11 protein-coding genes are annotated in these 12,216 nt (G+C 72.4%); 6 read left to right on the forward strand and 5 right to left on the reverse strand.

Going from position 1 to position 12,216, the window contains the following annotated elements; translation table 11 throughout:
- Positions 1–95 precede the first annotated feature (95 nt).
- Together NP777_RS22975 and NP777_RS22980 are read right to left on the reverse strand one after the other, a co-directional pair.
- Positions 96–728: an SRPBCC family protein gene (locus NP777_RS22975; protein WP_256652060.1), complete on the reverse strand. Its 633-nt coding sequence runs from the start codon at positions 726–728 to the stop codon at positions 96–98.
- 3 nt (positions 729–731) lie between these two features.
- Positions 732–1,103: an ArsR/SmtB family transcription factor gene (locus NP777_RS22980; RefSeq protein WP_256652061.1), complete on the reverse strand. Its 372-nt coding sequence runs from the start codon at positions 1,101–1,103 to the stop codon at positions 732–734.
- Between the two features lie 311 nt (positions 1,104–1,414).
- On the opposite strand from NP777_RS22980, the gene NP777_RS22985 reads away from it, so the two are divergent.
- The 3 genes from NP777_RS22985 to NP777_RS22995 all read left to right on the forward strand — a co-directional run bounded on the left by NP777_RS22985 (position 1,415) and on the right by NP777_RS22995 (position 4,094).
- The gene (locus tag NP777_RS22985; RefSeq protein WP_256652062.1) at positions 1,415–1,618 is read left to right on the forward strand and encodes a cold-shock protein; all 204 of its coding nucleotides are present in this window, start codon (positions 1,415–1,417) and stop codon (positions 1,616–1,618) included.
- Between the two features lie 97 nt (positions 1,619–1,715).
- Positions 1,716–3,125, forward strand: a complete 1,410-nt coding sequence (locus NP777_RS22990; protein ID WP_256652063.1) for a DEAD/DEAH box helicase — start codon at positions 1,716–1,718, stop codon at positions 3,123–3,125.
- A gap of 159 nt (positions 3,126–3,284) precedes the next feature.
- Positions 3,285–4,094 carry a phosphatase gene (locus tag NP777_RS22995; protein ID WP_391858555.1) on the forward strand — a complete coding sequence of 270 codons (810 nt, stop codon included), beginning with the start codon at positions 3,285–3,287 and terminating at the stop codon, positions 4,092–4,094.
- Positions 4,095–4,254: 160 nt separating this feature from the next.
- Here NP777_RS22995 and NP777_RS23000 read toward each other — a convergent pair whose 3' ends face one another.
- The 3 genes from NP777_RS23000 to NP777_RS23010 form a co-directional block, all read right to left on the reverse strand.
- Positions 4,255–5,148, reverse strand: coding sequence for an acyl-CoA thioesterase (locus tag NP777_RS23000; RefSeq protein ID WP_256652064.1), 894 nt, complete (start codon positions 5,146–5,148; stop codon positions 4,255–4,257).
- A gap of 59 nt (positions 5,149–5,207) precedes the next feature.
- Positions 5,208–6,365 (reverse strand): acyl-CoA dehydrogenase family protein, encoded by a 1,158-nt coding sequence (locus NP777_RS23005; RefSeq protein WP_256652065.1) that lies wholly within the window; start codon positions 6,363–6,365, stop codon positions 5,208–5,210.
- A 129-nt stretch (positions 6,366–6,494) separates the two neighbouring features.
- Entirely contained in the window at positions 6,495–7,118 is a 624-nt protein-coding gene (locus tag NP777_RS23010; protein WP_256652066.1) for an SACE_7040 family transcriptional regulator, read from the reverse strand.
- A gap of 103 nt (positions 7,119–7,221) precedes the next feature.
- Between NP777_RS23010 and NP777_RS23015 the strand changes: the two genes are divergently transcribed.
- The 3 genes from NP777_RS23015 to NP777_RS23025 are packed head-to-tail and all read left to right on the forward strand — an operon-like array spanning position 7,222 to position 12,214.
- Entirely contained in the window at positions 7,222–8,874 is a 1,653-nt protein-coding gene (locus NP777_RS23015; RefSeq protein WP_256652067.1) for a carboxyl transferase domain-containing protein, read from the forward strand.
- 50 nt (positions 8,875–8,924) lie between these two features.
- Positions 8,925–11,282, forward strand: coding sequence for an ATP-binding protein (locus NP777_RS23020; RefSeq protein WP_256652145.1), 2,358 nt, complete (start codon positions 8,925–8,927; stop codon positions 11,280–11,282).
- Positions 11,282–12,214, forward strand: a complete 933-nt coding sequence (locus NP777_RS23025; RefSeq protein WP_256652068.1) for a hydroxymethylglutaryl-CoA lyase — start codon at positions 11,282–11,284, stop codon at positions 12,212–12,214. Before NP777_RS23020 ends, NP777_RS23025 begins: the two co-directional genes overlap by 1 nt.
- The last annotated feature ends 2 nt before the right edge of the window (positions 12,215–12,216 follow it).

A 12,216-nucleotide genomic window follows, 5' to 3' on the forward strand; every position in this document is an offset into this window, starting at 1 on the left:
CGGACAGCTCTTACGGACAGCCGTCGTCCTTACCGGGCAGCTCTTACGGACAGCCGTCGTCCTTACCGGGCAGCCGTCGCCCTTACGGGCGGAGGTCAGCGCGCGGGCACGTAGAACTCCGTCGTGGCGCGCATCGTGGCCGCCGCCACCTCCGCCGGGGCCCCCGAGGCCTCGTACGCGGCGCCCCAGCGCTCGCTGCTGCGGGTCATGAACTCCCGCGCCTCGTCCGAGGCCTGCCACGCCTCGGGGTCGGCGGGCGCGCCCTCGCCCGTCAGATGCAGGGTGAGGCCGAGCAGGGCGCCGTCCCAGCCGACGCCGACCGCGCCGGGGCCGAACTGGTCCCACATCTCGGGCGGTACGACGGCGACGTGCTCCAGTTCGAAGACGGTCCGCTCCTCGCCCTCGGCGGTCAGCCGGACCTCGACCTCGCTGAAGCCGGGGTTCTCGCCGAACAGCCAGCTCACCGCGAGCAGCCGCGGGGGCTCGCAGCGCAGGATCTCGCCGCCCGCGTTGCCCTGTAGCTGGTAGTGGCCGCCGAGCTTCAGGTCGCCGCTCACCGGCAGGAACCAGCGGCTGATCCGCTCCGGGTCGGTGCACGCGTCCCAGACGTCCTCGATCGCGGCGTCATAGGTGCGCCGCAGCAGGACGGTACGGGCCTCGCCGTCGGGCACCTCTCGGGTGCCGACCTCGCGATGGACGTGGTTGATCTGGTCGACGATCTCGCTCATGGGTCATATCTCCGCATCGGTTCCACTGCCGCCGCCGCGCTCCTGATCGAGCCGCCGCTGCCGCTTGCCCCGCGCCAGTTCCGTCCCCAGCGCGTCCAGCCGCTGCTCCCAGAAGCCCCGGAACCGGTCGAGCCACCGGTCGACCTCCCGCAGGGGCGCGGCCTCGACGGCGTATAACCGCCGTGTGCCCTCGGCCCGTACGGAGGCGAATCCGGCCTCCCGCAACACCCGCAGATGCTGCGAGACGGCGGGCTGCGAGATGCCGAACTCGGCCCGGACGACGGAGCTGACCTCGCCGGAGGACCGCTCCCCCTCGGCGAGCAGCTCCAATATCCGGCGCCGGACGGGGTCACCGAGGACATCGAGTGCGTGCACGCCAGGACTATGCCAGCCGTCGCTTATATAAGTCAACACTTAAATTGACTCCACCGCGCGCCGCGGCGCGCGGCCCCGGAGCCCTCGCGCCCACGCGGCCGTCCACCTGAATCCCGCCGCTCCGAGGCCATACGTGATAGTGTCCCTTTCAGTTGCAGTTTTGGTACCCATGGACTTTGTGTGCGCCTGGCGGTATGTAGCCTTCAGGCGCATTTCTTGTTTTTGCCGGTCATTCCGGATGGGGTCATTTCGGCGACTCGGGATGCGCTTCCCGCGCATTCCGGACCGATCCCCATATGAAGGAGAAGGACATGGCTACTGGCACCGTGAAGTGGTTCAACGCGGAAAAGGGCTTCGGCTTCATCGAGCAGGACGGCGGCGGCGCCGACGTCTTCGCCCACTACTCGAACATCGCCGCCAGCGGCTTCCGTGAGCTCCACGAAGGCCAGAAGGTGACCTTCGACGTCACCCAGGGCCAGAAGGGCCCGCAGGCCGAGAACATCGTTCCCGCCTGATCGCAGCGCCTGTCACGAGCCGGGGCCCGTACCTGAAGGGGTGCGGGCCCCGGCTCGTACGCGTTTCCGCAGACCGCGCCCAGCAGAAGGCACCGCATTGACCCGCTCCCCCCGCTCGTACCGCAGAAAACCCGCATCCTCCCGATCCGCCGGCAATGGCCGCCCCCGCTCCACCGGCGGAAGCGGCGGCGGAAACGACGGCGGAAACGAATTCGCCCTGCCGCCCGGCTCCGCCCCGGTGCTGCCGGCCGTCACGTCGTTCTCCGACCTCGACATGCCGGAGGAGCTGTTCGAGGAACTGGCCCAGCAGGGCGTCACCGTGCCCTTCCCGATCCAGGCGGCCGCCCTCCCCAACGCCCTCACCGGGCGGGACGTCCTCGGCCGTGGCCGGACCGGCTCCGGCAAGACCCTCGCCTTCGGCCTCGCCCTGCTGGCCCGCACCGCCGGGCGGCGCGCGGAGCCCGGCCGCCCCCTCGCCCTGGTGCTGGTCCCCACCCGGGAGTTGGCCCAGCAGGTCACCGAGGCGCTCACCCCCTATGCCCGGCGGCTGCGGCTGCGTCCGGCCACCGTGGTCGGCGGAATGTCGATCAACCGCCAGGCCGAGGCCCTGCGCGCCGGCGCGGAGGTGGTCATCGCGACCCCCGGTCGCCTCCAGGACCTGATCGAACGCGGCGACTGCCGACTGGACCAGGTGGACGTCACGGTCCTCGACGAGGCCGACCAAATGGCCGACATGGGCTTCCTGCCCCAGGTGACCCGGCTGCTGCGGCAGGTCCCCGCCGACGGGCAGCGCCTGCTGTTCTCCGCGACCCTCGACCACAACATCGGCCAGTTGGTACGCCAGTTCCTCCACGACCCGGCCGTGCACTCGCTCGACCCGTCCGCCGGTGCCGTCACCACGATGGAGCACCATGTGCTGCACATCGCGGACACCGACAAGCGCTCCGTCGTCACCCGGGTCGCCGCCAGGGACGGCCGCGTCATCCTGTTCCTGGACACCAAGCGCGGCGTCGACCGGCTGACCCGGCATCTGCTGACCAGCGGCGTACGGGCGGCCGCGCTGCACGGCGGCAAGTCCCAGCCGCAGCGCACCCGGACCCTGGACCACTTCAAGTCCGGCCATGTCACCGTGCTGGTGGCCACGAACGTCGCCGCCCGGGGCATTCATGTGGACGATCTCGATCTCGTCGTCAATGTCGACCCGCCCGCCGACCACAAGGACTATCTGCACCGTGGTGGCCGTACCGCCCGCGCGGGCGGCTCCGGCAGCGTCATCACACTGGTCACTCCGGACCAGCGCCGGGACATGGTCCGTCTCATGGCCGACGCGGGCATCACCCCCCGGACCGCCCGGGTCCACTCCGCCGACCCCGAACTCACCCGGATCACCGGCGCGCAGGATCCCTCCGGTGTTCCCGTGACCATCAGCGCGCCCGTGCCGCCGCAGCCACAGCGTGCGGGCGGGGGCGCCCGCCGCCCCGCCAGGCGCCGTCGGCCCCGCCGTTAGGTCCTTTGGGCCCGGCGCGCGGCCCGGCGCGGGGTCCGGTGCGGAGTCCGGTGCGGAGTCCGGGCGGCGGCCGTCCAGGCGGACATCCGGCATTTCGCCATGATCGTGTCACGCCCGAACGGAGGTGGATGTCCCCATTCCCCCGTCGGAGAGGCGACAATGGGCCACATGCCGATACCCAGCGCCGTGCCCAGCCGTGCCGAACTGATCGACCATCTCGTCCGTACGCGCATCGCGGGCGATGTCGCCACCCCTCGTGAGAACAACCTCTCCCACTACCGCAAGCTCGCGAACGGCGACCGCCACTACTGGCTGGGCCTCGAGCTGGGCGACCGCTGGACCGATGAGCAGGACGTGCTGGCGGTCATGGCCGAGCGGTGCGGTGTGGTGGACGACCCGCAGCACCGCTCGGGGCAGGACACCATCGACCCGGAGCTGACGGTCGGCGCGCTGGACCGGATGGCGTCGGTGCTGCGGAAGGCGGCGGAGGCTAACGAGCGGGTGCTGTTCGCCACCGGGCACCCGGGCGGGCTGCTGGAGGTCCACCGGGCCACGGCAGCGGCGCTGCGGGCCGCCGGATGCGAGATCGTGGAGATCCCGGGCGGGCTGCAGGCGGACGAGGGGTACGTCTTCCAGTTCTGCGATGTGGCGATGCTGGAGCGGGGCGCCACGCTGTGGCACACCCACTCCCCCGCGCCCATGGCGGCGATCCTCGACGGGCTGGCCCACGAGGGGCGGCCGCTGCCCGATCTGGTGGTCGCCGACCACGGCTGGGCGGGGTGCGCGGGGCAGCGGGGCATCGACGCGGTGGGCTACGCGGACTGCAACGACCCGGCGCTCTTCCTCGGCGAGTCCGAGGGCACGCTGTCGGTGGTGGTCCCGCTGGACGACCACGTGACCAATCCGAGGTTTTACGACGCGATGACGGCGTACCTGCTGGACGCGGCGGGGCTGACGGCCCAGTTCTGACGACCTGGTCCTGACGGCCCGGTTGCCGACGGATCGGTTTCCGACAGCCCGGATTCCGACAGCCCGGACTCCGACGGCCCGGTTGCCGACGCATCGGTCTCCGACAGCCCGGACTCCGACGGCCTGGTTGCCGACGGCTCCGGGCCGCCGCCCGCCGCGCTCACTTCTTCCCGCGCGGCACCCGCATGACCCCCTCCTGGATCACGGAGACGGCCAGCCGCCCGTCGGCGGTGAAGATACGGCCCTTGGCGAGCCCGCGTCCGCCGGACGCGGAGGGGCTCTCCTGGTCGTACAGCAGCCAGTCGTCCACCCGGAACGGCCGGTGGAACCACATGGCGTGATCCAGGCTGGCCCCGACGATGTCGCCGACCGCCCAGCCGCCGCGCCCATGGGCGAGCAGCACGGAGTCCAGCAGCGTCGTATCGGAGACATAGGTCGCCAGGCAGACGTGGAGCAGGGGGTGGTCGGCGGCGCCGTCCAGTTTGCCGTTGGTCCGGAACCAAACCTGCGACTTGGGCTCGCGCGGCCGTCCGACGCTGCCGAAGGGCGGCTCGTCCACGTACCTCACATCGACCGCGGCCCGTGCCTGGAGCATCCGCTCGGTCACCCCGGGGCCGAGGAAGAGGTGCTCATAGCGGGGCAGCAGCTCCTCGGCGGTGGGCAGGGAGAGCGGGTCGGGGACGTCCGGCATCGGCTCCTGGTGCTCGAGGCCCTCCTCGTGCAGCTGGAAGGAGGCCGAGAGATGAAAGATCGGCTGTCCGTGCTGGACGGCGACCACCCGGCGGGTGGTGAAGGAGTGGCCGTCCCGGATCCGGTCGACGGTGTAGACGATGGGCGCCCCGGGGTCGCCGGGCCGCAGGAAGTACGCGTGCAGCGAATGCGCCGAGCGGTCCTCGGGCACCGTGCGGCCCGCGGCGACCAGGGCCTGGGCGGCGACCTGACCGCCGAAGACCCGCGGTACGAGGGGTGCGGCGTCGCTGGTGCCGCGGAAGATGTCCTCCTCGATCTGCTCGAGGTCGAGCAGATCGAGAAGGCTCTGAAGTGCGTCATTCATGATTCAAGCAGTCTTGCAGACCCGTATTGCTGTCCTGTTGCCGCTGGTCATGACGGCCATCACAGACCCATGGACTTGGCGACGATGGACCGCATGACCTCGCTGGTGCCGCCGTAGATCCGGTTGACGCGGGTGTCCGCGTACAGCCGGGCGATGGGGTACTCCATCATGTAGCCGTAGCCGCCGTGGAGCTGCAGGCACTTGTCGATGACGACGGCGGCGCGCTCGGTGGTGAAGAGCTTGGCGGAGGCGGCGTCGGCGGCGGTCAGCTCACCGGCGTCGTGCGCGTCCAGGGCCCGGTCCACGACCGCCTGCATCGCGTCCACCTCGGACTTGCAGTCGGCGAGCACGAACTTGGTGTTCTGGAACGACGCCACCGGCTGGCCGAAGACCGTACGGTCGCGGACGTACTCGGTGGCGAACCGTACGGCGGCCGCGGCCTGCGCGTACGCCCCGACGGCGATCCCCAGGCGCTCCTGCGGCAGATTGTGGGCGAGGTAGCCGAACGCCTTGCCCTCCTCGCCCAGCAGGTCCTCCACCGGCACCTTGACATCGGTGAAGGAGAGCTCGGCGGTATCGGAGGTCTTCAGGCCCAGCTTCTCCAGCTTGCGGCCGACCGCGTAGCCCTCGCTCTTGGTGTCCACCACGAGGATGGATATGCCGCCGCGGCGGTCCTCGGGGGTGGGCGGGGCGGTGCGGGCGCAGACCAGCACCCGGTCGGCCAGGACGCCGCCGGTGATGAAGGTCTTGGCGCCGTTGAGGACGTAGTGGGTACCGTCCTCGGAGAGCTTGGCGGTGGTCTTCATGCCCGCCAGGTCGGAGCCGGTGCCGGGCTCGGTCATGGCGATGGCGGTCATCATGTCGCCGGTGACGAAGGAGGGCAGCCAGCGCCGCTTCTGCTCCTCGTTGGCGTACTTGAGCACGTACGGCAGGCACAGCGCGGTGTGGACACTGCTGCCACCGAAGCTGACCCCGGCGCGGGCGGTCTCCTCGGTGATGACGGCGTTGAACTTGAAGCTGGTCTCGCCGGCCCCGCCGTACTCCTCGGGCACCTCGATGCCGAAGACACCCAGCTCGCCCAGCTTCTTGTAGAACTCGCGCGGGGCCTGGCCGGCCTCCCGCCACTCGTCGTAGTACGGCACGACCTCGGCCGCGATGAAGTCGCGGATGGTCTCCCGGAACGCCTCGTGGTCCTCGTTGAACACCGTGCGGCGCATATTGGCGTGGCCCTCCTCGCGGCTAAGCCGCCGCCGCTCTCGCGGATCCGCCCGGCCGCCGTCGTGATTCCTCAATGATGGCTTGGCAACGCTCACCTAAGCGCTTGCTCAGTGAAAGCTACCCGCGAGTTAGCCAGGCTGTCCAGAGCCATCCGCACTACGGGCGCCGTCGAAGGCGCCGAGGGCCAGCCGGTGCAGCAGGGCGGCGGTGGCCGCGCGCCCCGGGAGGGCTCCGGGGCGGCCGAGGTGGGGCGTGGAGTTGAGCAGTCCGAAGACGGCGTGGACACACGCGCGGGCCTCGGCCTCGGCCAGCCGGGGGTAGACCTTGCGCACGACCTCGACCCACAGCTCCACGTACTGCCGCTGGAGGGAGCGCACCAGCTTGCGGTCGGTGTCCCGGAGCCGGTCGAGCTCGCGGTCGTGGAGGATGATCAGCGGGCGGTCGTCGAGGGCGAAGTCGATATGCCCCTCGATCAGCGAGTCCAGCACCTCCGCGGGGGCGCGCCCGGTCCCCTCCCCCTCCGCGGCCCGCCGCTTGCCGCCCGTCAGCAGCCGGCCGCTGATCCCGACGAGCAGCTCGGCCAGCATCGCCTCCTTGCCGGGGAAGTGGCGGTAGAGACCGGGGCCGCTGATGCCGACCGCGGCGCCTATCTCGTCGACGCCGACGCCGTGGAAGCCGCGCTCGGCGAAGAGGCGGGCGGCTTCCTTGAGGATCTGCTCACGGCGGCTCGGGGCGGGTGCTTGCGTGCTCATGATTTCAATTCTAGACAGCGGGGTTAGTGGTCGTTAACCTGGTGGGGAGTAGTTAACGTTCACTAACGGTACCGAGCGGGACCGAGCGAGGGGGCTCGTAGCCATGGAGCAGGCACCGGCACTGCGCAGCGGCGCCGACCCGGGGTCCGACGCCTGGAAGGCCAATGAGGCCGGGCACCGCGAGCTGGCCGCGCGGCTGCGCGAGAAGCTGGCCGTGGCGCGGCTGGGCGGCGGGGAGAAGGCGCGGGCGCGGCACACCGCGCGCGGCAAGCTGCTGCCGCGCGACCGGGTGGACACCCTGCTGGATCCGGGCTCCCCGTTCCTGGAGCTGGCGCCGCTCGCGGCCGAGGGGATGTACGGGGGCCAGGCCCCGGCGGCGGGGGTGATCGCCGGGATCGGGCGGGTGTCGGGCCGCGAGGTGGTCGTGGTCGCCAATGACGCCACGGTCAAGGGCGGCACGTACTACCCGATGACGGTGAAGAAGCATCTGCGCGCCCAGGAGGTCGCACTGGAGAACCGCCTGCCGTGCGTCTATCTGGTCGACTCCGGCGGTGCCTTCCTCCCCATGCAGGACGAGGTCTTCCCGGACCGCGACCACTTCGGGCGGATCTTCTACAACCAGGCGCGGCTGTCCGGCTCCGGGATTCCGCAGGTCGCGGCCGTGATGGGGTCCTGCACGGCGGGCGGGGCGTATGTCCCGGCGATGAGCGACGAGGCGGTGATCGTGCGCGGGCAGGGCACGATCTTCCTGGGCGGGCCGCCGCTGGTGAAGGCGGCCACCGGTGAGGTGGTCTCGGCGGAGGAGCTGGGCGGCGGCGAGGTCCACTCCCGGGTCTCGGGCGTCACCGACCATCTGGCCGAGGACGACCCCCACGCGCTGCGGATCGTCCGCTCCATCGTCGCCACCCTGCCGCCGTCCCCGATGCGGCAGGGGTCGCCGCCGTGGCCGCTGGAGCCCTCCGAGGAGCCCGCGGTGGACCCGGCGGGGCTCTACGGGGCGGTCCCGGTCGACTCGCGCACGCCGTACGACGTGCGGGAGGTCATCGCCCGGGTGGTGGACGGCTCGCGGTTCGCCGAGTTCAAGGCCGAGTTCGGCACCACGCTGGTCACGGGCTTCGCGCGGATCATGGGCCATCCGGTGGGCATCGTCGCCAACAACGGCATCCTGTTCTCCGAATCGGCCCAGAAGGGCGCCCACTTCATCGAGCTGTGCGACCAGCGCGGCATCCCCCTGGTCTTCCTGCAGAACATCTCGGGGTTCATGGTGGGCCGCAGCTATGAGGCGGGCGGTATCGCCAAGCACGGCGCCAAGATGGTCACCGCCGTGGCCTGCACCCGCGTCCCCAAGCTCACGGTCGTGATCGGCGGTTCCTACGGCGCGGGCAACTACTCGATGTGCGGCCGGGCCTATTCGCCGCGCTTCCTGTGGATGTGGCCCAACGCCAAGATCTCGGTGATGGGCGGTGAGCAGGCCGCCTCCGTGCTCGCCACCGTCAAGCGCGACCAGATGGAGGCGCGCGGCGAGGAGTGGAGCGCCGAGGAAGAGGAGGCGTTCCGGGCCCCGGTCCGCGAGCAGTACGAGGCGCAGGGAAACGCCTATTACGCCACCGCCCGGCTGTGGGACGACGGTGTGATCGACCCCCTGGAGACCCGCACGGTGCTCGGCCTCGCCCTTACGGCCTGCGCCAACGCACCGCTGCCCGGCCGTACGGCCACCGAGCCCGCGGCGCCCGGCTACGGCGTCTTCCGGATGTGAGGGGGATGCACCCGATGAGTGCCACGAAGGCGACCGGCCCGTCGCCCGCGATGTTCGACACCGTCCTGGTGGCCAACCGCGGTGAGATCGCCGTGCGCGTCATCCGCACCCTGCGGCGGCTCGGGGTCCGCTCGGTCGCCGTCTACAGCGACGCCGACGCGGACGCCCGCCATGTGCGCGAGGCGGACACGGCGGTGCGGATCGGGCCCGCCCCCGCCGCGGAGAGCTATCTGTCCATCGAGCGGCTGCTGGAGGCCGCCGCGCGCACCGGCGCCCAGGCCGTCCACCCCGGCTATGGCTTCCTCGCGGAGAACGGGGCGTTCGCCCGCGCCTGCGCGGACGCCGGGCTCGCCTTCATCGGGCCCCCCGCCGGGGCCATCGAGCTGATGGGCGACAAGATCCGCGCCAAGGAGACCGTGCGCGCGGCCGGGGTGCCGGTGGTGCCGGGCTCCTCGGGCAGCGGGCTGACCGACGAGCAGCTCACCGCCGCCGCCCGGGAGATCGGGATGCCGGTGCTGCTGAAGCCCTCGGCGGGCGGTGGCGGCAAGGGCATGCGGCTGGTCCGCGACGAGGCGCTGCTCGCCGACGAGATCGCGGCCGCCCGGCGGGAGGCGCGCGGTGCCTTCGGCGATGACACGCTGCTGGTGGAGCGCTGGATCGACCGGCCCCGGCATATCGAGATCCAGGTGCTGGCGGACGGTCAGGGGCAGGTGGTCCACCTCGGGGAGCGCGAGTGCTCGCTGCAGCGTCGCCATCAGAAGATCATCGAGGAGGCGCCCAGCCCGCTGCTGGACGAGGCCATCCGGGCGCGGATGGGCGAGGCCGCGGTGGCGGCGGCCCGGTCCTGCGGCTATGTGGGCGCGGGCACGGTCGAGTTCATCGTGCCGGGCGCCGATCCGTCGGCGTACTGCTTCATGGAGATGAACACCCGGCTCCAGGTGGAGCATCCGGTGACCGAGCTGACGGTGTCGGTCGGCGGGCGGCCCGGTCTTGACCTGGTGGAGTGGCAGCTGCGGGTCGCCGCGGGCGAGCCGCTGCCGTTCGTCCAGGACGAGATCGCCTTCGCGGGCCATGCGGTGGAGGCCCGTATCTGCGCCGAGACCGCCCGCGCGGCGGCCGACGGCCGGGTGGACTTCCTGCCCTCGGCCGGGGCCGTGCTGGCGCTGGACGAGCCGGGCGGCGAGGGGGTGCGGGTCGACTCCGGGCTGAGCCGGGGCACCGAGGTCGGCACGGTCTACGACCCGATGCTCGCCAAGGTCATCGCCCATGGCCCCGACCGCCCCACCGCCCTGCGCCGGCTGCGCGCCGCCCTCGGCTCCCTGACCGTCCTCGGCGTGGACACCAACACCGGCTTTCTGCGCCGTCTGGCCGCCCACCCCGCGGTCGCCTCGGGCGAGCTCGACACGGGCCTGGTCGACCGCGCGGCGGCCCAGCTGATCCCGGCGGCCATACCGGAGGCGGTCTACGCGACGGCGGCCCTGCTGCGCCAGGCGGCGCTGGAGCCCGCCGCCCCGCGTGGCGGCGGATCCGCTGGGCGCCCGGAGCCCGGCGGCCCCGGCGGCCCGGCCGCGGACGTCTGGGTCGATCCGTTCTCGGTGCCGACCGGCTGGCGCCTCGGTGGCGATCCCGCCTGGACGGTCCACCGCCTCCGGGTGGCGGGGCACCCCCCGGTGACAGTCCGCGTGCGCGGCCGCGCCCATGACGCGGAGGTGCGCGTCGAGCAGCCGGACGGCGTCGCCTCGGCGACGGCCGGGGCCGCCGGGCGGCCCCCCGCCGCCGGCCGGCCCGGCGGGCCACAGGGCGCGGGCGAAGGCGGCGCGGCGGTCTCCGCCGGCCGAACCGGCACCGGCGACGCCGTCCCGGGCGCCAGTGCGCGCACCCCGGGCACGACGGGCCGGACCACCGCACCGGCCCGCGCGGGGGCCGCCACGGCAGCGGGCGGCGCCGGGGCCGCGGCGGACGCCCCGGGCGCCACCGTGCGGGCGCGGCTCGTCGCCCTGGACGACGGCGCCGTGCTGCTGGACCTCGGCGGGGCCACCCACCGCTTCCGGCATGCCGCGCACGGCGCGAGCCACTGGCTGGGGCGGGACGGGGACGCCTGGCGCGTGGTCGGGCACGATCCCGTGGAGGAGGCGCTGCGCGGCGGGGCCGCCGCCGCGCACGCCGGGGAGCTGACCGCCCCCATGCCCGGCACCGTCACCGTCGTGAAGGCGGCCGTCGGCGACGAGGTCACCGCGGGTCAGGGCCTGCTGGTGGTCGAGGCGATGAAGATGGAGCACCTCATCGCCGCGCCGCACGACGGGACCGTCACCGAGCTCGAGGTGACCCCCGGCAGCACGGTCGCCATGGACCAACTGCTGGCGGTCGTCACCCCGCACGAGCCGCAGCAGAGCGAGGAGCGTGAGTGATGACCCTCCCCATGACCATCCCGGCCCCCGGGCTGCCCACCCGGGTCCGGATCCACGAGGTGGGCCCCCGGGACGGGCTGCAGAACGAGAAGACGCTGGTCCCGGCGGCCGTCAAGGCGGAGTTCATCCACCGGCTCGCCGAGGCCGGCCTCACCACCATCGAGGCCACCAGCTTCGTCCATCCCAAGTGGGTGCCCCAACTGGCCGACGCCGAGGAGCTGATGGAGCTCATCGACGACGTGGACGCCCGGCTCCCCGTGCTCGTGCCCAATGAGCGCGGGCTGGACCGCGCCCTCGCGCTGGGCGCACGCGAGATCGCCGTCTTCGCCAGCGCCACGGAGTCCTTCGCCAAGGCCAATCTCAATCGCACGGTGGACGGCGCGCTGGAGATGTTCGAGCCGGTCGTCACCAAGGCCAAGGACGCGGGCGCGGCCGTGCGCGGCTATCTGTCGATGTGCTTCGGCGACCCGTGGGAGGGCCCGGTCCCGATCTCCCAGACCGTCTCGGTCAGCCGCCGCCTGATGGACATGGGATGCGACGAGATCAGCCTCGGCGACACCATCGGTGTGGCCACCCCGGGCCATGTGCGGGAGGTGCTGGACACGCTCAACGAGGCGGGCGTCGCCGACGACCGGCTGGCCGTGCACTTCCACGACACCTACGGCCAGGCGCTGGCCAACACCCTCGCCGCGCTCGAGCACGGTGTGACCACCGTCGACGCCTCCGCCGGGGGCCTCGGCGGCTGCCCGTACGCCAAGAGCGCCACCGGCAACCTCGCCACCGAAGACCTCGTGTGGATGCTCGACGGCCTCGGCATCGAGACCGGGGTCGACATCGGCCGTCTCACCGCCACCAGCGTGTGGATGGCCCGGCATCTGGGCCGGCCCAGCCCGTCCCGCACCGTCCGCGCCCTCTCCCAGAAGGAGATCTGAGC

It is taken from the genome of Streptomyces rugosispiralis (assembly GCF_024505145.1).
Taxonomy (GTDB): Bacteria; Actinomycetota; Actinomycetes; order Streptomycetales; family Streptomycetaceae; genus Streptomyces; species Streptomyces rugosispiralis.

What these genes read in the sequence shown, in the direction of transcription:
- NP777_RS22975 (WP_256652060.1), bottom strand. Translation starts at nt 728, where the DNA reads ATGAGCGAGATCGTCGACCAGATCAACCACGTCCATCGCGAGGTCGGC.
- NP777_RS22985 (WP_256652062.1), top strand. Translation starts at nt 1,415, where the DNA reads ATGGCTACTGGCACCGTGAAGTGGTTCAACGCGGAAAAGGGCTTCGGC.
- NP777_RS22995 (WP_391858555.1), top strand. Translation starts at nt 3,285, where the DNA reads ATGGGCCACATGCCGATACCCAGCGCCGTGCCCAGCCGTGCCGAACTG.
- NP777_RS23000 (WP_256652064.1), bottom strand. Translation starts at nt 5,148, where the DNA reads ATGAATGACGCACTTCAGAGCCTTCTCGATCTGCTCGACCTCGAGCAG.
- NP777_RS23005 (WP_256652065.1), bottom strand. Translation starts at nt 6,365, where the DNA reads ATGCGCCGCACGGTGTTCAACGAGGACCACGAGGCGTTCCGGGAGACC.
- NP777_RS23010 (WP_256652066.1), bottom strand. Translation starts at nt 7,118, where the DNA reads ATGAGCACGCAAGCACCCGCCCCGAGCCGCCGTGAGCAGATCCTCAAG.
- NP777_RS23015 (WP_256652067.1), top strand. Translation starts at nt 7,222, where the DNA reads ATGGAGCAGGCACCGGCACTGCGCAGCGGCGCCGACCCGGGGTCCGAC.
- NP777_RS23020 (WP_256652145.1), top strand. Translation starts at nt 8,925, where the DNA reads ATGTTCGACACCGTCCTGGTGGCCAACCGCGGTGAGATCGCCGTGCGC.
- NP777_RS23025 (WP_256652068.1), top strand. Translation starts at nt 11,282, where the DNA reads ATGACCCTCCCCATGACCATCCCGGCCCCCGGGCTGCCCACCCGGGTC.